Consider the following 25,515-nt stretch of genomic DNA (forward strand, 5'->3'; position numbering starts at 1 on the left):
GCGGCGGGGGCGGCGTTTAGGTCGCGCTTAAGGGAGCGATCGGAGGGGCTTAAGCGGAGCAGGCCGCACCGGGTCGGGGACGGGCGTGGCGGGCCGTCCCGGGCGTGCGGCAGCGTGTTCGAGGATGGTGCGGACCTGGGCGGCGATGGCGGCTTCGTTCCGTGCGAACTCGGGGCCGGTCAGCAGCTGCGGGTCGGCCGGGAGGCCGGTGAGCACCGGGGTGTGTATGTGGCCCCCGGGCGTCCAGGGCGAGAGGACCGAGCGCAGGAGGCCGGTGCGGTAGGCCACCTCGTTGGAGAGGTACCCGCCTCCGCCGCCAGCCACGGCCCGCGAACCGGGAGTGGGTCCGTCCTGACGGTCGACCGGTTCCGTTGCACCGGCGGGGATTTCGGTGACGGCGTTGTTCAGCCGCACCGGGTAGGGCGACTGGACGGCGCCGACCACGGCGTCGGCGGGAAGGGTTGTGCGGATGAACTCCGGGCCGGGGCCGACGCCAGGTGCGGTGACCGGACGGGTGCGGGTGCCGCCGGACAGGGCGTGGGTGTTGTCGGGGTAGGGATCGGCCGAGCGGGACCGGCCCGCCCATCCCTCGAGGGTGAAGGTGCCGGGGTACCCCTGGCTGACGGTGGCGATCAGGTCGGCCGAGTCCCGCCCGTGGGCCACGAGGCGGGAGGCGAACGCCCGCTCCACGATGCCGGCGTCGAAGTCGGCGTACCGAACGGGAAGGACGACGGCACGGATCTCGGCGGTGCTGCCGTCCGCCAGGCGGATGCGCGTGCCGTGGAGCTGGAGGGCCGCGGAACCGGACGGGTTGGCGCGGCGCACTTCGGAGTCGAGCCCGAAGGGGTCGAAGCCGCTGATGAAGACGCGGCGCACGCCGGGCGCACCGGTGAAGCCGTGGTCGGTGAGGCCGCGGGAGGCGTCCTCGAAGCGGGCGCGCAGCGCCGGGCGGTCGAGGGAGAACGGGGGTTCCCAGTGGGCCAGTGCCGCCGTCATCGCCAGCCGCGCCCAGTAGAGCGGCCGGTCGTCGCCGGCCGGGAGGTCACCGCCCGGCCGGTGGCCCTGGGCGCGCCGTACGGACGCCTGCCACAGGGACCGGCCCCAGGCGTCGGCCAGACGGGTGGCTTCGCCGGGACCGCGGGTGGCGCAGAGGGCGGCTGGGAAGCGGTCCACGAAGCCGGCCAGTCCGCCCCGTTCGACGAGGGCTGCGGTACGGGGGTCCGCCAGCCGGCTCTGCTCGGGGTCGAGCCGCGCGGAAGGGGGGCCGGGCACGGAGGGGGAAGCCGCCGCGGAACACGAGGGGGCTTCGGCCGCGTGCGCGGGGGCCGCGGACACGGTCGCTGCGAGCAGGCCGGCCAGGACTGCCGCGACGGGCCCGAAAGAACGTAAGGAGATCATGCCGTGTGACATTACACAGCGTGGTGCGGTCCTGACAGATGCCTTGTCGCCACTCCCACCACGGCGTTCATAATGGAGCGATGACGCTGAAAGAGGGCGGGCGAGTGCGGTTGGTCGAGGATCTCGCCCTGGACGGTGCGGTCTCCCTGGCCGGGGACTCCCCCGCGGGGACCGGTGCCGTGGTCGGGCGGCTGTCGCTCGGCGCCGGCTGCGAGGGGACCGTGGAGCGGCTGGACGACCACCAGGACCTGCACCAAAGTCAGGCGGTGCGGGAGTACCTGCGCCTCAAGTCGCTCCTGGACGACTACGGCTCCCAGATGCCGCCGGCGAGCAGGAAGCAGCTCGAGGAGCAGGTCGGCGCGCTGGAGGCGGCGTGGACCGCCCATCAGGAGCAGGGGCTGCACATGACCGTACGCGTCCGGTTCGACAACGGGTTCGTCCTCGACGGCGCACGCACCACTCTCTTCACCTCCGCCTGACCCCGGCTGCGGCGGGTGTTTCCGGGCGGGCGCGTTTCGGCCGGGCCGGGCGGGCGCGACGAACGGGACGCACTCGGCCCGCAGCCCGGGCGGACACGTGCCACTGTCGTGTCACCACAATGGGCGAACCATCCGGCGACTCAAAGAACTGATCTATCTTCAGATTCTCATTGCCTGTCTCGTCCTCGGGGGATCACCGCATGGCTACCGACGAGATTGCGCACATACGCCGCGAGCAACCCTCGCCTGCTGCCGCCCGGCTCGCCGCCCGGCAAGGGCTAGGGGACCGGACGGACACCATCGCCACCTCGCAAGGATTCAGGAACCGCAAGTGGCGTGACTGGCGCATGTTCCTGTTCACCGGCGGCCTGGTCGTCACCTCTCCCGAGGGCTACCTGGCCGCGTACGACTGGCGCACCGTACGCGTCCTGCAGTTCCGTCGTCAGGACGGCTTGTCCTGCCAAGCCTTGATCGACCCGCAGAGCAACGCGCTCGACATCGGCTTCGGCCGCATCCCGCTGTTCCAATCCGCGAAGGCGGCACTCGGCGTCAGCTCATGGACCAACGGGGCGCCGTTCCTGTACCCGAACTCGTGGGGCGACGGGATCCAGGACGCTGTCACCCGCGCCCAGCTGCCCAGTACGCTGGAACGTATCGAGGTCGGCGAAACGGTCGCCTTCGGTCCCTACAGCCTCAACAAGGACCGGGTGTGGGACAAGGAATACGGCTGCAGCTGGAGCGAGATCGTGGAGATCTTCTGCCGGGACGGATCGTTCTACCTCAACGGCACCCAACGCCGGTCCCAGGCGCCCCGCTCCGAAGTCATCGAGCGCATCCCCAACCTGCACCTCCTGATGAACGCGTGCATCGAACTGAGCCCCAATGTCAACACCTTCGGCAGGCTGGGACGACGGCAGTAGCTTCCCGTCGATCAGCGGCGCAGGCGCGAGAGCCAGCCGGTGGTCTTCTGCTCGGGCACGGCCTGGTCCTGCCCCTGCTCCTGCCCCTGCCCCCTGCTCCCTGCTCCTCCCCCGCCCGGATCGGATCGCCCGGCCAGGCTTCCTCCCAATCGATCCTCTGCCGCTGGTCACACCCCCGCACAGGGCCCGCGCGGCGCCGTACCTGGCACAGGTACGGCGGTCAGCCCCGGGGAAGGCCGCGAAGGCCCGGCACGGCACGGCGGCGTGCACGGCCGGCAGCCGGCATTCCTGGTCGTCGCGGCCGAGGAGCAGGACCTGCGGGCGGCCTTGGCGCCGGTGATCGCCTCGACGGGTCGCGTGCACCGCAGCCGCCGCCCGCGACTCGGGGGTATCCGCAGGCGGCGGCGCTGCCGCCTTCTGCCCCCGAAAACGCACCTCACACCTCCCTCACACCTCCGCATCCGCTGGCGCCGACGCTGGTCGCTGCCCGCAGCAGGGCCGGGCGTGTCTGTATGGGCGGAATCGACGGTCGCTCGGGAGAGACCGAGGAGGCCTGCGTCGTCGAACCAGTGCAAGATTGCCTAGAGCAGCCGGCCCCCAACTCCGGCCCTACAGCGTCATCGTCAGCGTCGCCGTCAATGCCTGGATGGCCTGCCACATCCACGGCGAGGACGGCTGCACCGGGCCAGGGCGGGCGGCCGACCGGCACCGACTGGCGGGACCGGATGGGCGCCCCCGCCGCCATGCAGGCGGACGTCACCAAGTGGCACTGACACCCGCCGCAGGGCAGATGTCGGTCGCCTCCCGGTTTCCGCTCCGCGGGCGTCTGCGGTGTGCAGGCTGTGGTTCCGGGCGGGGACATGCCGGTGGGCCACCCCGTCATGGCGTGGCCCACCGGCATGCAGTGCTCGGGCTGCCTACCAGCGGTACCAGCGGCCGCTGCTGTTCTTGGGACGGGCCACGAAGCCGATCAGCCAGATCACCAGGACGGCAATCGCGACCCACCAGAGGATCTCCACCGCGAAACCGGCACCGAACAGGATCAGGGCGAGCAGAAGAACAAGAAGCAGGGGAACCATAGTTATCAACCTCCGAAACACCGGGTGCCCGACCAGACGGCACCCATGCGCATGATCCTGATGTGCTTCTTATCCGCGCAGGCGGGCAAACGCGCGCCCGGGTGCTCGCTCGTCACGCTGCCGCCTCGATCCGGCGCACCTCAGGTGCCCTGATGGGCCGCCGGTGGCGGGGCCGGCCGGGGGGTTCCGAGATCGGCGGACCGATGCGGGGGTTTGGGCCTCGGGATCCTGAGCAGGCGAGTCGTCACGACCAACCCGGTACTACACGAGGAGGTCCCCATGTCGGGCACCGAGAAGACCAAGGCGCAGGCTGAGCAGGCCAAGGGCAAGGTCAAGGAGGCCATGGGCCGCATGGCCGGCAACGAGCGGATGGCCGCCGACGGACGCGCTGACCAGGCCAAGGGCAACGCCCGCCAGGCCAAGGAAGACGCCAAGGACGCCTTCCGCCGCCACTGAACCACACCCCTTACCGCGGCGCCGGTCCGCGGCAACTCGCTGGGCCCCGACCAACGCCCCCTGGTCGGGGCCCAGCGGGTTGCCGCGGACCAGGTACCGGAGCACCCAGGCACTTCCGGTGACGCCGTGGCCGGATTCCGGCCCGAGGTCCGGGGTTCAGGTGGCTGCGCCCGCCTCCTGACCACCGGGGCCGTCCCCTGCGGCCGGGTGGCGTGAGCGCTCCACGGAGCGGGCGGGTGATGGCGCTGAGGTTCAGGCGCGTCGGGATGCTTGTCGCGGAGCGTTCTTCATGCCCCGCGAGAATCCGGTCAGCTGCCCGGCTCTCGCACCGGTCGCAGGGCCAAGAAGATGAGGAGGGCGAACGCCACCACGGCGGTGAGGGTACGCGCGTCGTTGAAGAGTTCCCAACGGTGCAGGACGTCCGCGTGGTCAGCCGGCGGTGCGGTGGCGGCCCACTGCTTGATGCGGCCGTTGATCGGTACGTTCCCGAAACGGGTGATCAGGAAGGACGCGACGGTCAGGGCCCCTGCCGCGGCCGCGAGGCCTCGGGGTCGACCGCGGGTGCAGCCGGCCAGGGCGAGCGAGCTGAGAGCTGAGAGCACCATGGCTCCCTGCACGGTGATCCCGTTCATCTTCATCAGCTCGGCGTGGAAGTCCAGTCTCGTATCGAGGGGGACGGCGTTGAAGGTCGGTGCGAGATTCACGGCGCCATAGCTGAAAGCGCCGGCAAGCAACCCGGTGGACAGCAGGGACAGTGCTTGGAGAAAGCGGGGGCGCACAGTGGGGCTCCTTGCGAGCGGGAGGTACTCGGGTTCAGGCGGTGGTGAAGCGGCTGCTGGGTTCGCCGCGGAGCCGGCCGCTCGGCAGCCTGCGGCCGAAGGCGAGCAGGAGGAGGTCCTGGGCGGCGCCGTAAACGGGGGCACCGGATCCGTACGACCAGTTCAAGTCCTCGGCGCACAGCCGCACCCCGGAGATGTCGGCGCCGAAGAACCTCAGGCCGCTGGGCCGGATCGCGTCGAGCAGCATGCGCAGCCGTTCCTCGGAGACGCGCCGGGCAAGGCCGAGAGCGACGGTGATGTCCAGACCGTGCACCACGTCGTGGCCCAGCGCCGCCGTGAACCCGCCGACCGGGGGCGTCCAGGGGTGGTGCGCACCCTCCCGCAGGAACGCGGCGAGCTCGGCGGTGGAATGGACGGCCGCGTCCCTGCGGGCGACACGGTCGGTCATCCGGTGCAGGTTCCCCCGCTCTCTGGCCAGCTCGCCCATGGTCGCGGGCAGCGAGAGCCGGAACCCCGTCGACATGTGCGCCGCGACCTCACGGACACGCCATCCCGCGCAGAGGCTCGGCTCGTTCCACTGATCGGCCCGCAGGCCGTCGAGCAGGTCGGCCAACTCCTGGCGTTCCGCCGCGATCCACGCCCTGACCTCGGCGTTCCTGCCCTTGCGCGATGCCCTTTTCTCCATGCGATCAAGCCTGCGGCCAGCGGGAACCATACGTCCAATAGATTGATGTGCTGCGATCTAGAATGATCGATTATGGAGCTTCGTCAGCTGCGCTACTTCGTCACCGTCGTCGAGGAAGGCGGTTTCACCCGCGCCGCCGCCCGGCTGCATCTGGCCCAGCCCGGCCTCAGCGCCCAGATCCGCCAGTTGGAGAAGGAGCTCGGGCAGTCCCTGCTCGACCGTTCCAACCGGTCGGTGACGCCGACCGAGGTGGGCAGGGCCGTCCTGCCGTACGCACGCGCCGCACTGGCCGCCGCGGACGCAGTGCGACAGACCGTGGACGAACACACCGGACTGCTGCGCGGCCGGGTCACCCTCGGACTGGTCTCCGGCGCCACCGGCCACGCCTTAGACGTCCCGTCCTTCCTCGCGGACTTCCACAGTGCCCACCCCGCACTGGAGATCACCCTCACCGAAGACACCTCGGAGCGGATGCAGGCCGCGCTCCTGTCCGCAGAGATCGACATCGCCCTCCTCGGACCCACCGGGGAAGCATCCCCGCCCGGCATCTCCTACCGCACGGTCATCGACGCTCCGCTCGCCGCCGCCGTCGCGCCCGGCGACGCCCTGCTCACCCCCACGGACCGCACCAGCATCCCCCTGGCACATCTGCGGGACCGCCCGCTGATCTGCCTGCCGCGTGGAACCGGAGTCCGCGCGACCCTCGAACGCGCTTGTGCACAGGCCGGATTCCGGCCCCGGGTCGCTTTCGAGGCGGCAGCCCCCCACGTGCTCGCGCAGCTCGCCGCCCGGGGCTTGGGCGTCGCCGTACTGCCCCTCGGCGAGGAGGAACCGGACCTCGGCGGACCGCTGCGCACCCTGGAGATCGTCGAGCCCCGGATGCGTGCCCGCATCGTCCTGGCCTGGCCGGCCACCGGACCCACGAGCCCCGCGGCCCAGGCACTCCTCAACCGCTTGCACGAGGCTCTGCCGATGGGACCAGCTCGGGGGTGACTTCGGTCCGCTGGGCGGTCTGTACGGTCTCGATCGGGACGGATGGGAACGGGCGAACTCCCTGTACCTGCTCGGGTCGAAGGCCTTGGGCCGGGGTGAGCTCGCCGTCGCCGCGGACTGGCTCGGCCAGGCCGCGGCGGCCGGGCATCCGGGGGCGATGTTCCGGATGGCCGCCCTGGCCCTGCGGGCCGGGGCGGACTGGGCCGATGAGGCACGCTTCGTGGTGGCCGAGGCCGCGCGGCACGGCCACGGGGATGCCGTGCGGCTGCTGGCCGGTCTGGCGCACCGCCGCCCCGCCCGTGAACCGGGCCCGTACGAGGACGCGGAGTACTTCGAGGAGGTCCGGACCGGGCTCGGCGTACCGGAACACGTCCTGCACCCTGACACCGGCCCGTCGTCTGCCGGGCAGGACGGCGGTGGGTGGGGCGGCGAACGCGGCCGCCGGCCGGGCGGGCCGCCGACCGTGCGCGAGGAACCTCCGGCGGGGCAGCCGCGGCTGTTTCTCGTACCCGCCCCCCAGGTGCCCTCATACGGCCCCGATCCGCAAGGCACTGGCGTGCCGGCCGCGGACGCGCGACGGCCGCATCTGACCGCCCTCCCGACGGAAGGGCCCCGTCTGGCCCTGCCTGACCTGCGCCCTGATGCCGCCGTGGCGGCGGTGAGGCACTCCGCGATACCGGCCGGGGGGGTGTCAGTCCGCTACGGTCCAGTGCTGGTCGGCATGCATGGAGACCCTCGTGGCCAATTGGCCGATCCGCCGGGCCCGACCACAGCGGGACTGCTCCATGTGGCCGACGGGAGGCAGGTGATCGAGTGAGGTGCTGCGGTGACCCGTGATCTCCTCGTCCCCGGCGCGTTGTCGTTGGGACCCTTCATCCCACACCTCCACGTCAGAGGAGACCCCATGGCCAAGCGTTCGTTCAGGTGGCGGAGCTCCACCCTTGGCACCGCCCTCGGGCTGAGCCTTGTCCTGCCGCTCGCGTTCGGAGCCGCTCCCGCGTACGCCGTGGGCCAGCCGGAGATCACGAAGGCCCACCCGGGCGACTTCGCCCGGGGTGGGCAGGGCGTGTACACGATCACGGTGATCAACGTCGGGGATGACGAGACCGGGAAGACGGTGCTGACGGACGAACTCCCGGAAGGTCTGAGCGTTTTCAGCGGAGGAGTCACCACCGGCACCTCCGAAGGCGTGACCGTCGAGTGCTTCATCAGCGGCACCCGGACCATCGGCTGCGAGTCATCGAGCCTGCCGGAAGGTGGTGGCTACACGGTCCGCATCACCGTCAACGTCGCGGCCGACGCTCCCTGCACGGTCACCAACACCGCCACGGTGGAGGCGCAGCAGGCCGGAACCAGCGATTCGGCGAGCGACCCCACCACAATCACCGGCGGCGGGTGCGGAGACGGCAACGGCAACGGCAACGGGTCGGTCCTTCCCGTCGACCTCAGCGGGGTGGTCACGCTGTTCGACAACATCACCAACAACAGCACCGTCCAGAGCCCGGGAACGACGAACACCACCCACCAGGGCCTCTCGGTCGACGCGTCGTGACTGACCGACCGACTCGTGGGCCTCACGCCCCGGGCCGTCTGCTGTGACGTCGCAGCCGACAGCCGACAGGGGCTGATCGTGTCCCGGCGCCCGTCGCCATGGCGCGGGGCCTCACGCAGTGGCTGTGGCACGCGCTGCTGGGCGGCACACCGCGGGGGGGTCCTGCGGGACATCGGCGCCAGGCCCCACCGGGCCTCGAAGGCGCGGACGGCGGCATACATCGCGAGGATGCCTCCGCGCAGCCGGGACTGGCGGCCGTCGGCGCGGGCGAGGGTCGCCACGGGGTGGATGTGGTCCAGTGCGTGGCGCACTGCGATCCACCGGCAGGCCTGTTCCGCTGGAGCTGGTCAACGCTCAGCCGACCAGCAGCGGAGTGATCGTCACGACCTACCGTCCGACGCGCTGAGCGGTGCTCGGTGCGGGCCGGGTGCGGGGACGAGCAGGAGATCGATCCGCTTGTCCATGTCGAGGCGGAACGTCGCAGCAGGCGGCACTCCTCGCGGACCGCGGCCCGGTGACCTCAGTCCAGTTCGGCGGTGCGGTGACCTTCGTCCAGGTGGCGGCGCGAGCGTAGGCAAGAGCCCAATGACCGGTTCTTCCTCCGTATCCGCGGCGGCGGGGTTACCGGGCTGGGCAGGGCTCCGGAATCGACGGCCAAGCAGTACCTGGTGACCGCCATCGGCGAAACTGCCTGGCCCCGATCGCAGGCACGGGGCAGTCCTGAACGAGGTCGGCATACCGCCAAGGTTGGGGTTCAGGGCACTTACCCGCACCCTGACCGGCCCCGTCCCGGCGCCCGGACGGCCGGCTCGGCTACGGGGCGCCCGGGAGACCCGGGCGCCCCCGCCGCCGCATCGTGCGGTCCGCCGTTCCTCAGTCGCCCTTTCGGGTGCCGTTCAGGAGGGCGATGCCGTTCGGGGTGTTGCCGACGGCGATGGGGTCGACCACCTCGTTGGTGTCGGTGTTGACGACCGCGACCGTGTCGTCTCCCGAGACGGTCACGTAGGCCCGGTCGCGGGCCGGATCCACCGTCACGTGGGCCGGTTCGGTGCCGACTGTGATGGTGTCCACCACCGTGTTGGTCTCAGTGTTGATCACGGACAACGAGTCGGCGGCACCGTTGACCACGTAGGCGCGGGCACGGCCCGGGTCGACCGCGACCTCCCACGGTGCTTCACCGACGGGGACGGTGGTGGCCACGGTGTTGGTGGTGGTGTTGATCACCGAGACCGTGGCGTCCTCGCGATTGGTGACGTAGGCGCGGGCGCGGCCGGGGTCCACCGCCACGTCGACGGGGGTCTCACCGACGGCGATGGTGGTGATCACCGCGTTGGTGGCGGTGTTGAGGACCGAGGTCAGTCAGTCGGGCACATGCGAGCAGACCTCAACCTCGTCGCCGACCCCGGCGCCGGGGGCGGTATTACGGGGCGCCAGGTGGTCACTGTTCAGCCTGGGCAGAGGGCCAGCGCCATTGCGCGCTGCCCTGTGGGGAAGCACTCCACCGGGGGTGGCTTCTCCACCTCCACTCTCGCCGGCCCGATCTGGACCGAGATGGACTCCGTCCCTTCGAATCCGGTGACGGCACCACGGGTTGGCAGGTGACTGCCACGAGCTCAGGAAGCGGGCCTCGGTCACGGGGGCACAGGTGGTCTGCGTGAACTCCTCGGAAGGACCCCAGAACCCGTAGGGATCTCGGCGGCGTCGTCGTCGGCGCCGATGGTGACGGCCTCGCCCTGGGCGAGGTCTCCGGCCTTGGCCTTGGCCTTGGCCTGAAAGTCCCGCCCGCCCCCCTTCAGCCGGCGCCGGTACTGCCAGGTGCCCGCCGGTCAGCCGAGATAGTTCTCCGGGTACGCCGGCTCCCACCGTCTCCAGGCCTTGCCCGAGCAGTCCGGCGGCAGAAGTGTGAAGCGGTGCGCGTTCGCGTCAGCCCTCCCGTGACAATCCCCACTGCAGCCGCACTCGCAGACACCGCCCGCCGGCACCGTCTCGCCTCGATCCCACGACACCTTCACCTCGTCCATGTCACCTGTCTAAGGTCCCTGGGGCGGCCACGCGAACGAAGGCGGCCGGCAGGATCCCATCATCACCCGTCCGGACGCCACGGCGTCGGCGAGAGCAGCCGCCTCGGCCGTACCGGCACGGGTTCGCCGGCCGAACGGGCCAGACGCGGATCTCGTCCTTGGCGTCCGCGAGCGACGGGCGTCGGGAGTAGAAGGTCCGGCCGCGCGCTCGGAGACCTACTGGGGTGTGGCCGGTGACCCGGGGTCGGCGGGAGTGTCGACGCTGTTCAGCGCCCAGCGCTCCTCCAGGACGGCCATCACGGCTGGCCCCGCCGAACGATCTGCTGGCGTTTCTGCCCCTCCTGCTCCGTCAGCCCCCGGACCTCACCGCGCTCAGTTCTCGGGCTGTCCCCGGGTGGACCAGCGGCGGCACGAGATCCCCGTTCGTTCGCCGGGTCGGTGATCCTTGGGGGATGCGTGCCGCCCGCCTGATCCGTATGGCTCTTCTGATCCAGTCGAACCCCGGCCTGACCGCGGCCGCTCTCGCCCGTGAACTGGAGGTCTCCGAGCGCACCGTGATCCGCGACGCCCAGGCGTTGCAGGAGGCCGGCGTCCCCGTCCGGTCGGAGCGGGGCCGGGTGGGCGGGTACTTCCTTGCCGCGGGGTACCGGACCCGGCTCACCACGCTCGGCCCGAGCGAGGCGGAGACGCTCTTCCTGTCCGGCCTGCCCTCGGCGTTGCAGGATCTGGGGCTGTCGGACGCAGCGCAAACTGCCCGGCTGAAGCTGACCGCGACCCTGCTCCCGTCGGTACGCCAGGCCGCCGAGTCCTCGGTGCACCGCTTCCACCTCGACGCCCCGGCCTGGTTCCGCGAACCGGCCACCCCAGCACTGCTGCCGGAGCTGGCCCGCGCGGTGTGGGCGGACCGGGTCGTCGAACTGTCGTACGCGCGGCCGGGCCGGGACGGCGCACCGTCCCCTGCCGTGGCACGGGTGGTGGCACGGGTGGTGGAGCCGTACGGGCTCGTGCTGAAGGCCGGCACCTGGTACGCCGTGGCTCGCATCCCCGGAGAGCGGGAGGACCATGACGGTGGCTGGCGTACCTACCGCGTCGACCGGATCACCGCCCTGGGCCCCGTTCCCGGAGCGGACGAGCCGTTCGTGCGCGACCCGGCCTTCGAGCTGGCCGCGCACTGGGAGGCCCGCTCGGCCGCCTTCGCCCGCACCCTGCTGCGCACCACCGTCACCATCCGCCTGAGCAGCTGGGGGCTGCGGCGGCTGCCCGCCGTCGTGGACGGGGCTGCCATCGCGGACGCGCTCGCCTCCGCGAGCGCCCCGGACCCCGCAGGCCTGGTCACCCTCGACCTGCCGGCGGAGTCCGAGGACGTCGCCTTCGACCAGCTGGCCCGGCTCGGCGCGGACGTCGAGGTGCTGGCCCCGGCTCGCCTGCGCGCCCGCTTCCGTGAGCGCGCCGCAGCCCTGGCCGCCCTCTACCAGACCGACTCTCAGGAGGCGTGACCCGGGGAAGCCGCGGATCAGCGGTAGTCCTCAGCGGAGCCTTCCTTGCCGCCGTAGGTCACGTCCTCGAAGTACGCCCAGGCATCCGGCCGGCTGCCGTCCACGTCCGTCACCCCGTACACCCTGGCGAGTTCGCCGCTGGAGGTGGACTTGCCGTTCCACCGCTTCGCACGGTCCGGGTCGGCGGCCAGCGCCGCGACCGTACGGGCCAGGTAGTACGGGGACTCCGCGATCGCGAACGCCGGCTCTTGGGCGATCGCGTCACGCCAGTTCTCCTCACTCACACCGAAGTGGGAGAGCATCTGCTCCGAACGCAGGAAGCCCGGGGACACCGCGACCGCCGTGCCCCCGTACTGCGCCAGCTCCTGACCCAGCCCGAACGCGAGGCGGATCGGAGCGTTCTTCGCCAGGTCGTAGTAGATGTTCTCCCGGTAGCGGCGGTTGGAGTGCGCGGTGCCGTCCGTGACCTCCACATGCAGCGGCGCGTCGGAGCGGATCAGCAGCGGAAGCAGCAGCGCCGCCGTGATCACGTGCGAGCGCGCGCCCAGCTCCAGGATCCGCAGGCCGTCAGCGAGCGGTGTCTCCCAGCTCTTCTTCCCGAACACCGAGGCGACCAGAAGGTGCTCGCCGCCCCACAGGTCGTTGACGAGGATGTCGAGCCGTCCGTACTCCCGGTCGATCCGCTCGACGAGGGCGCGTACTTGGGCTTCGTCGAGATGGTCGGTGGGAACCGCGATTCCGGTGCCGCCCGCTGCGGTGACGAGTTCGGCCGTCTCCTCAATGGTCTCGGTCGTCCGGCCGACCTCGCTGGCCCGGGCCCGGGTGGTACGGCCGGTGACGTACACGGTCGCACCCGCCCGGCCCAGTTCCACAGCCTGAGCTCGTCCCGCCCCGCGGGTAGCACCCGCCACGAGCGCGACCCGCCCCGCGAGCGGACCGACAGGACTGGCCTGCTCGGTGTTCCGAGTGTTCTTCTGCCTGGTGGTGTCCTCGTTGCTCATGTCATCCATCGTTCCTGCCAAAACTGACAGAACACGTCACCCTTTACAGGGCAGCCGCGCATCGTCCCGGGCACCACACCCGCCACAGGGTGGATGCGGGCGTCGCTCACCTGTGGGCCGGCCGGCACGTTCAGCCGGCCGACCGTCGCGCTCACGCGCCGGCTACGACGCTCCGTCACACCACCGCCACCGACCCGGCGGAACCTCCCGCCCCGGCCGGCACGGCCGTGCAGCGGCGCCGGGGGCGGCGGACGCTGCCGGTGTGGGGCGAGTGGCTGCGGGAGTTCGACCGTCCGGTCTGCCTGCGGGTGTGCGGTGGAGGGTTCGGGCGGCGTGGCGCCGGCCGGCTGCCCGCCCGGGTGGGCGGGCAGGGTCGCGCGGCTCGATCTCACACGCCACGGAGCATCCCCGTCCGGCCGGTGGGCTGGTCGGGATCGCTGCCAGGGTCGGTGTCGGATGTCGACGGCACGCCTACCGGCGGAGGGCGCGTGAACCGTCCCATCGAGGCACCCCCCGCGTCAGTGTGCGGGCGGGGCCGGCTCAGCAGGCACTCAGGGGTAGCGCGTGTAGACGGCGCACTCGCCGCATCCCCTGTGCTGTGCCGCGGTGATGCCGGATCCGAGGTGGATCGCCGCGTTGGTGGGGTGGTAGACCCAGTCACCCCACACGCCGTAGTGCTGCACCCGGACCCAGGCGTAACCCTTGCACGAGCCTCCGCCGTATTTCGTCGTCTCAGCGTAGCTCTGGGTGACGGTCCCGCGGTACGTGGTGCCGCAGCTCCGGGTCCACGTGAACGTGCCCTGAGCGCTGACGCCTCCCTCGGACGTCTGCTGTGCGGCCGACGCCGGCGGGCCGCCGAGGAGTGTGCAGGCGAGCGCGAGCGTCGTCGCGGCCATGGCCGTACGGAACGTGGTGAGCGACATGAGCATCCCTTCATTCGCGGAGCGTGTGACGTACGCGGCGGGGTGATGATCCGCCGTGCCGTTCGCATGGCACGGAAAGGATTGCCGGTTGCTCCGGATCCTGACCATCGGAGTCGGCCCAGTGCGGACGTTGTGGGACGTCCCCCCTCTGACCTGCTGGGATGCTCGGCGGGATGCGGCCTTGCCGGGAAGCCGGCCCTCCTTGCGGCGGGGTCGAATGACACGGGCGTGGCGCCTCGGCCGGACTGCGGCGCTTTACGCCTCGGCTTCGCCGATCCGTGGGCCGTCCTCTGCTGGGCCCTGCACCGGCCGGCTTGCGGCGGGGCCGCCGAGGAGGTCGCCCGCCGGGTTTCGACCACGAGGTCTGCGAGCGGCGGAGCTCCGTGCCGCGCTCCGCCTGGCCGGCATCCTCGTCCGGACCGGTGCCGACCAGAGAGACGGAACCTGGGCCGGTTCCGAAAGTGCTGGTCGCAGCCATGCGTTGTGGCTGCGACCAGCACGGTCCGTCGTCAGTGCGAGGGGCAGGGTGCCTGCGTGACCTTGCCGGCCTTCGCGGTCGACGTGGAGGGGTCCAGGGTCAGGCACTTGCCGGTCCACTGGTTGATGAAGTAGTAGCCGTTGCCCTGACCGGTGCCGCTGAGGTTCACCGGGATGACGTTCCACAGCTGGCTGCCGGAGAACCACCTGGTCTCGCAGGGCCACCAGAAGAGCTGCGTGCCGTCACCGGGCGGTGTGCCGTTGTCGTACGGGACCGTCAGGCAGGAGCCGTTGCCCGCCTTGAGCCAGTAGTGGCCCTTGCTGTCGTAGTTCGGCCAGGTGGCCGTCCACTGGTGGCTGCTGGGCACCGAGTCCGCGCAGGCGCGCTGGGTCACCAGGCCGCCGCTCCCGTCCGGGAACTCGTCACCGCGCACCATGCACCGGTTCGACCCGTAGGTGCTGCGGTACTGCTTTCCGTTGACCAGCCACACCGCCGGGTGGGGCGGCTGGACGTAGGCGTCCCTGTTGAGCTTGGCCACGACCGAGACGGGGTTGACGCCCGGGGTGTCGCTCTAGTGGAGGCATCGCCTGCCCGGCGGGAAAGCGGGTCCTCAGCGGAGGGGTCGACATCACCAGCGGCTTCGAAAGCAACCTCCGCGTGGCGACGTCGGGCCCGAATGCCGCCGGTACCGTCTGGACAATGGCCGTCTCGGGGGCCGGCGATCCGGTGAGCGGCGAGTTCTACGCCATCTGCGCGAATGCCGCCGCCTGATCCATACGGCGCCCCTGCGCACGCCTGAGGCCCTCGCACCACTCCTGGTGCGAGGGCCTCGGTACGGCTCCGGCGGGCTCAGGCCCCGTCGCCTATCCCGGCGAGGACGAGCGGCAGCCGGGAGGCGCCCTCTGCGGTGACCTGCACCGGGGGCCCCAGCCCTGCTGGTGGACGTGGCAGGCCGGGTACTCGTTGGCCGGGGCGTCGCCGCAGGACGCCGCCATCTCGGAGACGTGCAACACGCCCACGGTGACGTCTGGGTTGAGCGCCACCTCGCGGAAGAGCTCGATGTCGGCACCCTCGCCGTCCGGCAGCAGCTCCGGCGGGGGCGAGGAGACCAGCAGTCGCGTCGACGGCCCCGGGGGCAGCGCTTCGCAGCGTCCATCCGGTTCGCGTAGTGCGGTGAAGCCCGGACCGGGGGCGTACCTGGAAGAGCACGTGCGCCGTGCGATGTCGGTGTGGACGAGGTCGGGCCGAGGGTGATCAGCGGGCGGTACGGAGCCTCGGTGACGACCTCCGTTCCGGCCGGTGGCCGAGCCCAACAGCGACCTCGCCGACCTCGACGCGGCAGACCTCGGACTCCGCCTGCTCATAGCTTGAGTGGACACCGGTCCGGACTGATCCGGGTTACTCCGCCTCGTTACCGTCCTCGGCGCGTCTGAGTCGGGGAAGGGCCGCAGGCCCTGGCCGGGCCCGCTGCCGGTGATGCTGAACAGGCAGCGGCCCAGGAAGTCGATGTGCCGGTCCTTGCGTGGGGCGAGCCGGGCGACGTTTTCATCCTTGACGTCGCAGCGAGACGCCCGGCAGCAGCAACGCGGTTCTTGCGCGGCCACGTCACCGCGTGGTCAAACAGCGCCACCGGTTCCTAGGCGTGCGTCCACGCCCCGCCCGTACCGGAAGCTGACGACCTCCGTTGCAGCAGCCGATCCGGGCGCTTTATGAACGATCGGTACCCGGCGTCCCGGGCGTCGTCTCCGCTTCTCTTCGCATGGCGGCGAGGTTGTTTCGGGCGATGAGGGTGTCGGGGTGGTCGGGGCCCAGTACCCGCATCTGGTCGGCCAGCAGATCGGCGAAGGCCTGCGCCGCTCCTGCCGCATCCCCCGCCTCACCCCGCCAGGAAGCCAGGTTGTTTCGGGTGACGAGGGTGTCGGGGTGATCGGGGCCCAGTACCCGCACCAGGTCGACCAGCAGGTCAGCCAAGGCCTGCACCGCTCCTGCCGTATTCCCCGCATCCCCCTGCCAGGAGGCGAGGTTGTGTCGGGTGGTGAGGGTGTCGGGGTGATCGGGGCCCAGTACCCGCACCCGGTCGGCCAGCAGATCGGCGAAGGCCTGCGCCGCTCCTGTGGGATCCCCCGCCTGCCCCCGCATGGTGGCGAGGTTGTTTCGGGTGGCGAGGGTGTGGGGGTGGTCGGGGCCCAGTACCTGCACCTGGTCGGCCAGCAGATCGGTGAAAGCCTGCACCGCACCCGCGGGGTCTCCTGCCTGCCCCTGCCAGGAGGCGAGGTTGTTTCGGGTGGTAAGGGTGTGGGGGTGGTCGGGGCCCAGTACCTGCACCTGGTCGGCCAGCAGATCGGTGAAAGCCTGCACCGCACCCGCCGCATCACCCGCCTCCCCCTGCCAGGAGGCGAGGTTGATTCGAGTGCTGAGGGTGTTGGGATGGTCGGGGCCCAGTACCCGCACCAGGTCGGCCAGCAGATCGGCGAAGGCCTGCGCCGCCCCCGCCGCATCTCCTGCCCGCCCCCGCCAGATGGCGAGGTTGTTTCGGGTGGTGAGGGTGTAGGGGTGGTCGGGGCCCAGTACGCGCATCTGGTCGGCCAGCAGATCGGCGAAGGCCTGCGCCGCTCCTGCGGCGTCCCCCGCCTCCCCCCGCATGGTGGCGAGGTTGTTTCGGGTGGTGAGGGTGTCGGGGTTGTCAGGGCCCAGTACCCGCACCTGGTCGACAAGCAGGTCAGTGAAGGCCTGCGCCGCTCCTGCGGCATCCCCCGCCTCACCCCGCCAGCCGGCGAGGTTGTTACGGGCCGTGAGCATGTTGGGGTGGTCAGGGCCGAGGCGGCTGCCGGTGGTGGTGGCGAGGTCCTGGAAGTAGTCGATGGCAGCGGTGACCTGGCCGGATTCGCCAAGGCTGCGGCCAAGGCGGTACAGCACTGCGTGCACGCCCGGCCGGTACAGGGCGTCTGCGGCGTGGCGGATCAGCGCGTCGGTGTTGGTGCGCAGGGACTGGGCGAGGTCGGTGTCCCGTTCTACGGCGGGCCAGGCCGCCATGAGGGCGTCGGCGGCGGCGCGCGCGGCGTGGTCGTGCTGGTCGGGGGTGAGGGTGTCGCGGGTGGCTCGCTGGATGAGCTGGTGGACGCGCACGGCCTGGTGGGGGGCGCCCGGGGTGTGGTTGATGAGGCTGAGCCGGTCCAGGGCCCTCAGAGCGCCGAACGCCTCCTCGGGGGTGACGGGTGCCGCCGGGCGCTGCCGTCTGCCCGGCCACCACTTCGGTCGCCACGCTCGTCCAGGGCCGGCTGTGGTGCGATGTGCGGCGAGGTGGGTGCGAGCCCTCCGGCCGGTCAGGACGTCCTGGGGTATTCCGTTGGCGTCGAGCAGGGCGGCCAGTTCGAGCATGGGCCGGGCCAAGCCTGCGGGGCGCAGCGTGTCGGCGCGGTCGATGGACAGGGACCAGGCAGCGGCGAGGGCCGCGGCCTGCTCGTCGGGTAGGGCCTCGGGGGCAAGGTCGGTGAGTTTCGTGGCGCGGTCGGCCAGCAGATCGCGGTAGGTGGCCGCGGTCTCGGCGGAGTCGATGAGGTAGGCGGCGGCCTGGGCCAGGGCCAGGGGCAGGTGTCCGAGGTCGCGGGCGAGGGCCGTGAGCTGGTCGGCGGGTTCGATCCGGCCTTGGGCATTCAGGGACGCGGTGAGGTAGGCGACGGATTCGTCAGCGGTGAACAGGCCGACCTCGATCCGGAGGCGGCCTTGCCCGAACAGGGCGGCATCACGGCGGCGGGTGGTGAGCAGCACGCGGCCGTGGGGGCTGGCCGGCGGCCACAGGCTGTAGCGGTTGCCGGGGTCGTCGGGGTGGACGATGAGATCGCTGGGGTCGGCGACGTCGTCCAGGACGATCAGCCACCGGCACGGCCGTTGCCCGGGCTTGGGGGCCAGCCAGGCCAGGAATTCCTTTGCGGCCTGGTCAGGGTCGTCGGGGTGGGCCCCGCACAGTTCGATGCCGGCCTGCGCGTATCCGCTCACCACGGGCGACTGCGCACTCGCCGTGACCCAGACCAGGACGTCCAGTCCTCCGTCGTCCCAGGCGGCGCGGGCGTAGTCGGCGGCGAGCTGGGTCTTGCCCACGCCGCCCATCCCGGTCAGCACCTGGCAGAGCACCGCAGTACCCCCGCCGGCGACCGCCGCCCGCAGCCGGTCTGCCTCGGCACGGTGCTGGAAGGAGCGTGCCGGGGATGGGACCACGCCGACCCGATGCGGCCAGGAGGCCGGCTCCCGCGGCGCGTGCTGCACGGTCAGCGTGTGGACGTAACCGCTGATGGCGGTTCCCCCGCCGGTGGCCGTTACGTCCCCGGTGCGGGACAGGTGTACCGAGGCGGAGGGTTCAGGGCCGCTTCCCGGGGCCGGGCCCCGGTAGCCGGTCACCGCCATCCCGTCGCCGGCGGCCCCGGCATTGCCGGTGTCCGCCACGGTCAATGACGGCTCGGGCTGATCGTCCCTTGCCCTGTGCGACGAGGCTTTCGCCATGGGTGCGGACCTAGTTCGAGTAGTCGATACCGGAGACGGAGTTCTTGCCGCTGGCCTCACCTGTCCGCTCGGCTGTGGCCGAGCCCCGCCCCCGGCCGCCGGGCCGCCGGATGCCGGTAGTGCCGCCGCTGCTGGCTTTCCCGGTCCGGGTGGCTTTGTCTACGGGTCCGGCAGAGGACGGGCGCTGGAACAGGGCCCAGACCAGGGCGGCGATGCCGGCGGCGGCCTGGACGGTGGCCCCGGCCAGCTGTCCGGTACCAGGGCTGTCCAGAAGCCAGATCAGCGGTGTGGACAGGACTCCGATCACCGCCAGCACGACGACCGTGATCTTCCATGCCTGAGACACAGCGGTTCCCCCTCGCTCCGGCACTGCCGCCCCCAGGAGGCTGACGGCCGCCACTCCGTATTGTCCCGTCGCCTGGCCCCGGAAACGCACTCCTCGGAGGAGTCATCTCCCGCTGACAGGTCTGCACTGCCGGCACCGCCAGGGTAGAAGCAAGTTACCTGCAACAGACCACCCGCCGCCGCCGGTCGCCGCTCCCGGCCCCGCCCATGCCGACGTCAAGAGACGGGGCCGGATCCCCGACAGCTGCGGTCACAAGACCCCTCGTCCGGGCCGAAAGCCGTCGCAACAAGACCGGAGCCAGCTGGGTCTACAATCACGCCAGCCATATTCCATACGGGACGACCCGTATGGTAAATGTTCGGGTATGACTTCCTCTTCTCCTGCACGCGGGCGTCCCAGAGACGAGCGCTCCGGTGCCGCCATCATCCAGGCGGCTGCCGAACTGGTTACGGAAAGCGGTTACGCGGCGATGTCCATGGGCGCGGTCGCGGCGCGAGCCGGTGTCGGCAAGGACACGGTCTACCGCCGGTGGTCGGGCAAGCCGGAGTTGGTCTATGAGGCGGTGTTCACCTCCACCGATACGGCGGTCCTCCCGGACACCGGGACGCTGGAGGGCGACCTGACTGCGGTCGTGCAATCACTGGTCGACGAGTTCTCCGCCCCGGCGGCCGCAGCGGCGCTGCCCGGCCTGCTGGCCGACTTCGCCGCCACACCGGAGCTCCGCGCAACGATCCGCTCCCGGTTCCTCCAGCCGGCCAAGCAACGGCTGACCGTGGTGTTCGAGCGGGCGGAGCGGCGTGGTGAAACCGGTGCGCAGCTGCCGGTCGACCTCGTCCTGGACATGCTGGCCGGGGCCGTCTTCTTCCACCTGGGGGTCGTCGGTGAACGCCCCGGACCGGACCTGGCCCGGCAGATCGCCGCGATAGTCGTCAAGGGAATCGAGGTCCGATGAACGGCTGGCTCCTCACCGCGGGCGGCATCGGGGCAGCGACCACCGTCATCCACATCCTCGCCGGCGGACGGTCGATCGTCCGCCCGCTCCTGGGCAGCGAGGTAGCCGTCGAGCCCAAGCGGACCCTGCACGTCGTGTGGCACATGGTCACCGCCGACCTGCTGCTCAGCTCCGGCGCCCTCCTCGCCCTCGCCTTCGCAGCCGCGCCCAGCACGGCACTCGTGCTGTTCATCGCCGCCCAGTTCTTCGCGTACGCGGCGGTGTTCCTCATCGTCACGCTGACCGCGGACTGGCGCCGGCCGCTACTGCAACTCCCTCAGTGGATGCTGCTGCTACCCGTCGCAATCCTCGCCCTCATCGGAAGCAGATGACCGGGGTCACCACCCTGCACCTGGGCACCGCAGAGGTGGAGCAGGTCCTGCGGCGCTTCACCCGTGGCGGCCCCAAGCACCCACCTACCAGGCCCTCGAAGAACTCGGCCCCATGGTGCGCACGATCCTCGTGTACGGCTACCTCGCCAGTCCCGGCCTGCACTGCGCCGCTCCGCGGGCGGCTCCGGGGGGAGGACGTGCACGGGGGCACCGTGGGAATCCCGCCCGGGACACCCAGCGGTCCCACCGGAAAGGGCAGCGTGCGGCTCCGGCGTCTCGCTCGGGGTCGCAGGAGACCGTCCTTGGCGGGGACGCGGCTACATAGGGTGACCTGTCCCCGCCTGCGGCTACCCGCCGTGAAGCGGTACGGCGTCCAGGGGGTCGTGCTTGCTGGTGTCGATGGTGCCGTCGGGGCGGTTGTAGACGTCGTCGGTGAGGGTGGAGTCTGGGCTCCAGTCGCCGGCGGCGTTGCGGTCCGCGCGGGAGACCGCCGCGGCGATCCACAAGCGGCCGTCGGCCACCTCGCCGCGCTCTACGAGGAGCTGGGCCACTCCCCCGCGCGCGCACGCGAGTTCGCCCATGAGTTCCTCGAAACCCACGCCGACGACCTGGCCGCCTGGCTCTCGAACGGCGCCGTTCCACCGCAACCCGGGAGCGCACCGTAAGCGGGCTGGTGAGCCTCGGACCCAGGCTAGGCAATCAGCGCGATGGTCAAATCCACTCAGTCACAGAGACGGCTCACACCCCCGTCCGTCATGGCCGGTAGGCGGCGCGACCCAGGCACTATCCGTGTCCGTGGCTTCGTCATCTACCCATGCGAACGGCCGCCTTGCCGCCGACGGGACAGGTCGTTGATTCCCTACTTAATGCGGTCGAGGAAGCCAAGCACCCGGTGGTTGACCTGCATCGCGGCCTGTTCGTCGTAGGACGGCAGGCTGCTGTCGGTGAACAGGTGCCTGGCGCCGGAGTAGAGGAACAGCTCGGCATCCGTCACCGTCTCGACGACCGCGCGGGCGGCGTCCGCATCACCCTCCCCGGCGAAGAACGGATCTGCGTCCATGCCGTGAATCTGAACCGGAACGTCTTGGGGCCAGGCGGCGCCGAACTCCGAGACCGGAACGCACGCCTCGAGCAGCAATGCACCCCTTGCGCCAGGGCGAGTCTGGGCCAGCTTCTGCGCCGGCAGGACGCCGAGCGAAAAGCCAACATAGACGAGTCCCGCAGGCAGCCCCTCGGCGGCGGCGGCTCCGCGCGCGATGATCGTGTCGAACCCGACGCTCTCGGCATAGGCGGCGCCCTCCTCGAGGCCGTCGAATACCTGCCCGTCGTACAGATCTGGAGCGTGGACGGTGTGTCCGGCCCGGCGCAACTGGTCGGCGAAACTGCGAATACCGGCGGTCAACCCGTGTCCATGGTGGAAGACCAGCACCTCAGCCATGTGGCTCCCCTCGTACTGCGGTGCCCGGGTGGCGCCGCGGCACGAGTATGGACCGCAGCACTGACATCCACGGGCCTCGGCCGAAGAGGACCAGGCCGGTGGTCCCTGTTCGGCGAGGTGGGCGGACTTCGAGGGCGGCGACTCGCCGGTCTGGTCAGCGCAGGTTCGAGCGGGCGGCCTTCAGCCGCTCGTCGAGAGTGCAGTTGTCAGTGGTGAGCTGGAGGACGCGTTGCTTCAATGTGTGTCACTCCCCGTGGCTCAGGTCCCTTGGCGGCCGGTCGGCAGGGAGCCGTTCTCATGACTGGCCGGGTCCGTCGAGGCGTTCCGTGGGACCGGCGAAGGAGAGGAAGAGAGTTCGCGTGGTGAGCAGCCAAGTGTCGTCCACCTTGCGGAACGCGTCTTCGTAGTGCCCCACCTGAACCGGGGGCCGCGGCAGTACGAGGCCATCCCTGTAGCCGTCGACACGGTAGGTGGTGAAGTAGGTGGTGGCGGCGGCGGTGTCCGCAGAGGTCACGGTAACCAGGATGTTGGTGCATATACGGCGTGACAGCCGGTCTGCGGGCCGGTTGCCGAAGTAGGTGCGCAGGGCATCGTGACCCGCAATGCGGCGGTCGCCGGCGGGCCATTCCCAGGTGCCGTCCTGCGTGAAGAGGTCCGCCACCGAGCTCGGATCCCCGAGGTCGAGCCGGTGGACGAACTCGACGACCAGCCGCTCGCAAGCCCGCTCTGCGAGCAGGCGTTCTAGTGGGTCAAGAGTTTCAGCATTCATGATCAACTCATATCAGACTGCCCTCAGCTGAGGGGGCCTCACCCGAGCCGGACCTCGGCTCCGGGCTCATGTTCTCCGGAGCCGCGCCCGTCCGTGAGCGGCCCCCACAAGCCGATGCGTGAATCAGAGCGGCCGGTCCAGTGGCCGGTCCACAGAACCTGAGTCAGAACCGCCTGAAGTGAACGAAGCCACCGTCGATCACCGTCATGGTGGTCCGGTGGACCACGATCGGGGGCAGCTCGTCTCATGCCGCTGCGATCAGACGGATGTGCTGTGTGTCATGGACGATCCGTCTCGGCGAATCGCCCACCATCAGTGTGTCGATCGCGACCGCGTGAACGGCTTCGTCAAGACCGCCCGCGACCCGCGCCTGGCCACGATCCGATCCCCCAGCTCAACGAACAACGAACCCTTTGCCCTCATGCCAACCGTGGACAGCGACGGGATGCGGGTGCCCAGCACCACTCTCCCCTAGAGCAGAAACCTGGACCTCTACGCAAACCCTCTGCTCGGCCACCAACCCCAGGCAAGCGTGAGGGTTGTATGACTTGTCCGGCACATGGCCACCATGGGCGGAATGCTTACCACTTGGTAGTGGGTGAGCGACCTGCCCGGTTTGCAGGTCGTACAACCACTCTCCGGAGCCCGGAGGCGTGCAGGGTTGAGCCCCGCGTGCGAGGAACAGCGTCCGGCGACCTCCTTCGTCCACGGACCGGTGGGTTCATCCCCGCGTGCGCGGGGAACAGTCCGGCGCCTCCGGAGCGAAGGTCAGCCCCTCGGGTTCATCCCCACGTGGGCGGGGAGCAGGGGCGCGTCGAGGTGCTCGGCGTGGTCGTGTTGGGTTCATCCCCGCGTGCGCGGGGAGCAGCCCGTCTCGCTACGGACCGGCGGGGTGGGGAAGGGGTCATCCCCGCGTGCGCGGGGAGCAGTCGTACTTGTTCCACGTGCGCGTACGCACCATGGGGTCATCCCGGCGTGCGCGGGGAGCAGGTTCGCGACCTGGCGCCCGCGCTGGGCCAGTGCGGGTCATCCCGGCGTGCGCGGGGAGCAGCGGTTGAGCTGCTGTGCCTGCTGCTGGACACCGGGGTCATCCCCGCGTGCGCGGGGAGCAGAGATCGCCAAGCTCGCGGGCGCTGTGGATGGCGGGGTCATCCCCGCGTGCGCGGGGAGCAGCGATGAAGTCCATCGCTGCACTTCACAAGCGCGGGGTCATCCCCGCGTGCGCGGGGAGCAGTCCCAGGTCCACACCGTCTCGCGGCGCACGCCGGGGTCATCCCCGCGTGCGCGGGGAGCAGCGTTCCCGAACTCCTACATCCGGGGCGCCCCACGGGGTCATCCCCGCGTGCGCGGAGAGCAGGTTCCGGTGGCTGCCGCCCTCGCCGGCGGCTGGGGGTCATCCCCGCGTGCGCGGGGAGCAGATCGCCGTCTCCCTGGAACAGCTGATGCCCGTGGGGTCATCCCCGCGTGCGCGGGGAGCAGGACGGGTCGTCCGCGACGGCCTGGAGGCGGCGGGGGTCATCCCCGCGTGCGCGGGGAGCAGGCGCTGTGCGCCCAGATCGGCGGCGACCTGTGGGGGTCATCCCCGCGTGCGCGGGGAGCAGGGTTGGACCATCAACGCCGACGGGACCGCGGAGGGGTCATCCCCGCGTGCGCGGGGAGCAGACGACGCCGCTGCTGAGGGGTTCGGGCAGGTGGGGGTCATCCCCGCGTGCGCGGGGAGCAGTGGCAGCCCCCGAGCGACCCCGGCCCGCTCGCGGGGTCATCCCCGCGTGCGCGGGGAGCAGTCATCCAGCTCGGCGGCGTAGTCCAGCGCTCGGGGGTCATCCCCGCGTGCGCGGGGAGCAGGTTGGGGCTGCGGCTGCAGCCAGCGGGTCGGTGGGGTCATCCCCGCGTGCGCGGGGAGCAGGGCTGTTCCCCCGGGGAACACCCGCGGCGAGGGGGGTCATCCCCGCGTGCGCGGGGAGCAGCGGTGTTCAGGAATTGGCATCGCGCGCGGATTGGGGTCATCCCCGCGTGCGCGGGGAGCAGTACTCGGAGAATCGGGAACGCTGCTTGAACCAGGGGTCATCCCCGCGTGCGCGGGGAGCAGGCACCCTGGAGCCACCGCGCGGTCCCGCTGCTGGGGTCATCCCCGCGTGCGCGGGGAGCAGGAGCTGACCTGGATCAGCGGCAGCCACATGGAGGGGTCATCCCCGCGTGCGCGGGGAGCAGAGGCGGAGCGGAAGGCAACCTGGATCTGCGCCGGGGTCATCCCCGCGTGCGCGGGGAGCAGTCGTCTTGCCGGAGCCGGTGTTGCCGACGAACGGGGTCATCCCCGCGTGCGCGGGGAGCAGCCGCGCAGCGCTGGCGCGCTGCCCTACTCGCCGGGGTCATCCCCGCGTGCGCGGGGAGCAGCACCGCCGGCCGCTGGACGGTGGGTCAGATCAGGGGTCATCCCCGCGTGCGCGGGGAGCAGGCCTGTTCGGCCAGCTGCAGCCGCGCGGTGAGGGGGTCATCCCCGCGTGCGCGGGGAGCAGACTCCGTGACCTGCGACTCTAGCGTCGGAAGAGACCGTTTCTCATCACTTCCCTGGAATCGTGCATAACGGAAACTTCTGGCTCATTCTTTGGGGCAGCGTTCGCCTTGATAGGAGTGTGGATGTTCCCGGTACGAGGCGACATCGCTAGCCAATGCAGCTGGGGCGCCAGGGCCGCCGACTGCCTCAGGTTCACCACTGATCGCCCCCCGGGATGGACGTGGGTCGTCCCTGCAGATGGAGAAAACAAGGCCGAGGTATGCGGTCAACATCCACAGCTGGGTTGCTTCGGGATCGGCGTCTTCGATCTTCGGCGCGAGACGGGCGCACAGCCCGAGGCCAAGCCCGCCGCCAAACCGGGAGAGCT

At 71.0% G+C, this 25,515-nt stretch carries 24 protein-coding genes, 1 pseudogene and 1 CRISPR repeat array; of the genes and pseudogenes, 12 read left to right on the top strand and 13 right to left on the bottom strand.

The features are described 5' to 3' along the window. Nucleotides 1-27: 27 nt before the first annotated feature. The gene (locus ACFY61_RS21280; protein WP_389474070.1) at nucleotides 28-1,398 is read right to left on the bottom strand and encodes a pyroglutamyl peptidase; all 1,371 of its coding nucleotides are present in this window, start codon (nucleotides 1,396-1,398) and stop codon (nucleotides 28-30) included. 80 nt (nucleotides 1,399-1,478) lie between these two features. On the opposite strand from ACFY61_RS21280, the gene ACFY61_RS21285 reads away from it, so the two are divergent. From ACFY61_RS21285 to ACFY61_RS21295, 3 genes are all read left to right on the top strand, one after another. Next, nucleotides 1,479-1,877, top strand: coding sequence for a hypothetical protein (locus tag ACFY61_RS21285; RefSeq protein WP_389474072.1), 399 nt, complete (start codon nucleotides 1,479-1,481; stop codon nucleotides 1,875-1,877). A 200-nt stretch (nucleotides 1,878-2,077) separates the two neighbouring features. After that, a complete protein-coding gene (locus tag ACFY61_RS21290; RefSeq protein ID WP_389474074.1) occupies nucleotides 2,078-2,797 on the top strand; it encodes a DUF6585 family protein in 720 nt (239 codons plus the stop codon). Nucleotides 2,798-3,435: 638 nt separating this feature from the next. Beyond that, nucleotides 3,436-3,570, top strand: coding sequence for a hypothetical protein (locus tag ACFY61_RS21295; RefSeq protein WP_389474076.1), 135 nt, complete (start codon nucleotides 3,436-3,438; stop codon nucleotides 3,568-3,570). Between the two features lie 144 nt (nucleotides 3,571-3,714). Here the strand turns inward: ACFY61_RS21295 and ACFY61_RS21300 are convergent, their stop codons facing one another. Continuing rightward, the gene (locus tag ACFY61_RS21300; protein ID WP_389474078.1) at nucleotides 3,715-3,876 is read right to left on the bottom strand and encodes a hydrophobic protein; all 162 of its coding nucleotides are present in this window, start codon (nucleotides 3,874-3,876) and stop codon (nucleotides 3,715-3,717) included. Between the two features lie 279 nt (nucleotides 3,877-4,155). Between ACFY61_RS21300 and ACFY61_RS21305 the strand changes: the two genes are divergently transcribed. Continuing rightward, on the top strand, nucleotides 4,156-4,332 hold the full coding sequence (locus ACFY61_RS21305; protein WP_389474079.1) for a CsbD family protein: 177 nt from the start codon (nucleotides 4,156-4,158) through the stop codon (nucleotides 4,330-4,332). A gap of 308 nt (nucleotides 4,333-4,640) precedes the next feature. On the opposite strand, the gene ACFY61_RS21310 is transcribed toward ACFY61_RS21305, so the two are convergent. Further along, nucleotides 4,641-5,036 carry an anthrone oxygenase family protein gene (locus ACFY61_RS21310; RefSeq protein ID WP_389474081.1) on the bottom strand — a complete coding sequence of 132 codons (396 nt, stop codon included), beginning with the start codon at nucleotides 5,034-5,036 and terminating at the stop codon, nucleotides 4,641-4,643. Nucleotides 5,037-5,145: 109 nt separating this feature from the next. Then, nucleotides 5,146-5,796: a maleylpyruvate isomerase family mycothiol-dependent enzyme gene (locus tag ACFY61_RS21315; RefSeq protein ID WP_389474083.1), complete on the bottom strand. Its 651-nt coding sequence runs from the start codon at nucleotides 5,794-5,796 to the stop codon at nucleotides 5,146-5,148. 72 nt (nucleotides 5,797-5,868) lie between these two features. On the opposite strand from ACFY61_RS21315, the gene ACFY61_RS21320 reads away from it, so the two are divergent. From ACFY61_RS21320 to ACFY61_RS21330, 3 genes are all read left to right on the top strand, one after another. Continuing rightward, nucleotides 5,869-6,789, top strand: a complete 921-nt coding sequence (locus tag ACFY61_RS21320) for a LysR family transcriptional regulator (RefSeq protein WP_389474085.1) — start codon at nucleotides 5,869-5,871, stop codon at nucleotides 6,787-6,789. 166 nt (nucleotides 6,790-6,955) lie between these two features. Next, the gene (locus ACFY61_RS21325; protein ID WP_389474087.1) at nucleotides 6,956-7,606 is read left to right on the top strand and encodes a hypothetical protein; all 651 of its coding nucleotides are present in this window, start codon (nucleotides 6,956-6,958) and stop codon (nucleotides 7,604-7,606) included. An 87-nt stretch (nucleotides 7,607-7,693) separates the two neighbouring features. Continuing rightward, nucleotides 7,694-8,341: a hypothetical protein gene (locus ACFY61_RS21330; RefSeq protein ID WP_389474088.1), complete on the top strand. Its 648-nt coding sequence runs from the start codon at nucleotides 7,694-7,696 to the stop codon at nucleotides 8,339-8,341. An 873-nt stretch (nucleotides 8,342-9,214) separates the two neighbouring features. Here ACFY61_RS21330 and ACFY61_RS21335 read toward each other — a convergent pair. Next, nucleotides 9,215-9,700, bottom strand: a complete 486-nt coding sequence (locus tag ACFY61_RS21335; protein ID WP_389474355.1) for a YncE family protein — start codon at nucleotides 9,698-9,700, stop codon at nucleotides 9,215-9,217. Nucleotides 9,701-10,814: 1,114 nt separating this feature from the next. Between ACFY61_RS21335 and ACFY61_RS21340 the strand changes: the two genes are divergently transcribed. Continuing rightward, nucleotides 10,815-11,858 carry a helix-turn-helix transcriptional regulator gene (locus tag ACFY61_RS21340; protein ID WP_389474090.1) on the top strand — a complete coding sequence of 348 codons (1,044 nt, stop codon included), beginning with the start codon at nucleotides 10,815-10,817 and terminating at the stop codon, nucleotides 11,856-11,858. Nucleotides 11,859-11,875: 17 nt separating this feature from the next. Here ACFY61_RS21340 and ACFY61_RS21345 read toward each other — a convergent pair whose 3' ends face one another. The 3 genes from ACFY61_RS21345 to ACFY61_RS21355 form a co-directional block, all read right to left on the bottom strand. After that, nucleotides 11,876-12,859, bottom strand: coding sequence for an SDR family oxidoreductase (locus ACFY61_RS21345; RefSeq protein ID WP_389474092.1), 984 nt, complete (start codon nucleotides 12,857-12,859; stop codon nucleotides 11,876-11,878). Between the two features lie 551 nt (nucleotides 12,860-13,410). Next, nucleotides 13,411-13,782, bottom strand: a complete 372-nt coding sequence (locus ACFY61_RS21350) for a hypothetical protein (protein ID WP_389474094.1) — start codon at nucleotides 13,780-13,782, stop codon at nucleotides 13,411-13,413. A 509-nt stretch (nucleotides 13,783-14,291) separates the two neighbouring features. Continuing rightward, on the bottom strand, nucleotides 14,292-14,798 hold the full coding sequence (locus tag ACFY61_RS21355; RefSeq protein WP_389474096.1) for an RICIN domain-containing protein: 507 nt from the start codon (nucleotides 14,796-14,798) through the stop codon (nucleotides 14,292-14,294). A 647-nt stretch (nucleotides 14,799-15,445) separates the two neighbouring features. On the opposite strand from ACFY61_RS21355, the pseudogene ACFY61_RS21360 reads away from it, so the two are divergent. Beyond that, nucleotides 15,446-15,631: pseudogene (locus ACFY61_RS21360) on the top strand (MerR family transcriptional regulator); the annotation flags it as partial. Between the two features lie 336 nt (nucleotides 15,632-15,967). On the opposite strand, the gene ACFY61_RS21365 reads toward ACFY61_RS21360, so the two are convergent. Both ACFY61_RS21365 and ACFY61_RS21370 read right to left on the bottom strand, forming a co-directional pair. Further along, nucleotides 15,968-18,475, bottom strand: coding sequence for a tetratricopeptide repeat protein (locus ACFY61_RS21365; RefSeq protein ID WP_389474098.1), 2,508 nt, complete (start codon nucleotides 18,473-18,475; stop codon nucleotides 15,968-15,970). Nucleotides 18,476-18,767: 292 nt separating this feature from the next. Then, complete coding sequence (locus ACFY61_RS21370) at nucleotides 18,768-19,103, bottom strand: hypothetical protein (RefSeq protein ID WP_389474100.1); 336 nt, start codon at nucleotides 19,101-19,103, stop codon at nucleotides 18,768-18,770. Between the two features lie 364 nt (nucleotides 19,104-19,467). Between ACFY61_RS21370 and ACFY61_RS21375 the strand changes: the two genes are divergently transcribed. Then, nucleotides 19,468-20,055, top strand: coding sequence for a TetR/AcrR family transcriptional regulator (locus ACFY61_RS21375; protein ID WP_389474102.1), 588 nt, complete (start codon nucleotides 19,468-19,470; stop codon nucleotides 20,053-20,055). After that, nucleotides 20,052-20,426, top strand: a complete 375-nt coding sequence (locus tag ACFY61_RS21380; RefSeq protein ID WP_389474104.1) for a hypothetical protein — start codon at nucleotides 20,052-20,054, stop codon at nucleotides 20,424-20,426. The genes ACFY61_RS21375 and ACFY61_RS21380 overlap by 4 nt, the downstream gene beginning before the upstream one ends. A 347-nt stretch (nucleotides 20,427-20,773) precedes the next feature. On the opposite strand, the gene ACFY61_RS21385 is transcribed toward ACFY61_RS21380, so the two are convergent. The 3 genes from ACFY61_RS21385 to ACFY61_RS21395 all read right to left on the bottom strand — a co-directional run bounded on the left by ACFY61_RS21385 (nucleotide 20,774) and on the right by ACFY61_RS21395 (nucleotide 22,633). Continuing rightward, nucleotides 20,774-21,025: a hypothetical protein gene (locus ACFY61_RS21385; protein ID WP_389474105.1), complete on the bottom strand. Its 252-nt coding sequence runs from the start codon at nucleotides 21,023-21,025 to the stop codon at nucleotides 20,774-20,776. 260 nt (nucleotides 21,026-21,285) lie between these two features. Further along, nucleotides 21,286-21,864: a dienelactone hydrolase family protein gene (locus ACFY61_RS21390; protein ID WP_389474107.1), complete on the bottom strand. Its 579-nt coding sequence runs from the start codon at nucleotides 21,862-21,864 to the stop codon at nucleotides 21,286-21,288. 295 nt (nucleotides 21,865-22,159) lie between these two features. After that, a complete protein-coding gene (locus ACFY61_RS21395; RefSeq protein WP_389474109.1) occupies nucleotides 22,160-22,633 on the bottom strand; it encodes a nuclear transport factor 2 family protein in 474 nt (157 codons plus the stop codon). A gap of 178 nt (nucleotides 22,634-22,811) precedes the next feature. Here ACFY61_RS21395 and ACFY61_RS21400 point away from each other — a divergent pair, with 178 nt between their 5' ends. Then, complete coding sequence (locus ACFY61_RS21400; RefSeq protein ID WP_389474111.1) at nucleotides 22,812-23,108, top strand: hypothetical protein; 297 nt, start codon at nucleotides 22,812-22,814, stop codon at nucleotides 23,106-23,108. A gap of 183 nt (nucleotides 23,109-23,291) precedes the next feature. After that, nucleotides 23,292-25,149: direct repeats of the CRISPR family, unit length 29 nt; unit sequence GGGGTCATCCCCGCGTGCGCGGGGAGCAG. Nucleotides 25,150-25,515: the final 366 nt, after the last annotated feature.

This window comes from Streptomyces sp. NPDC012888 (assembly GCF_042900645.1).
GTDB lineage: Bacteria > Actinomycetota > Actinomycetes > Streptomycetales > Streptomycetaceae > Streptomyces.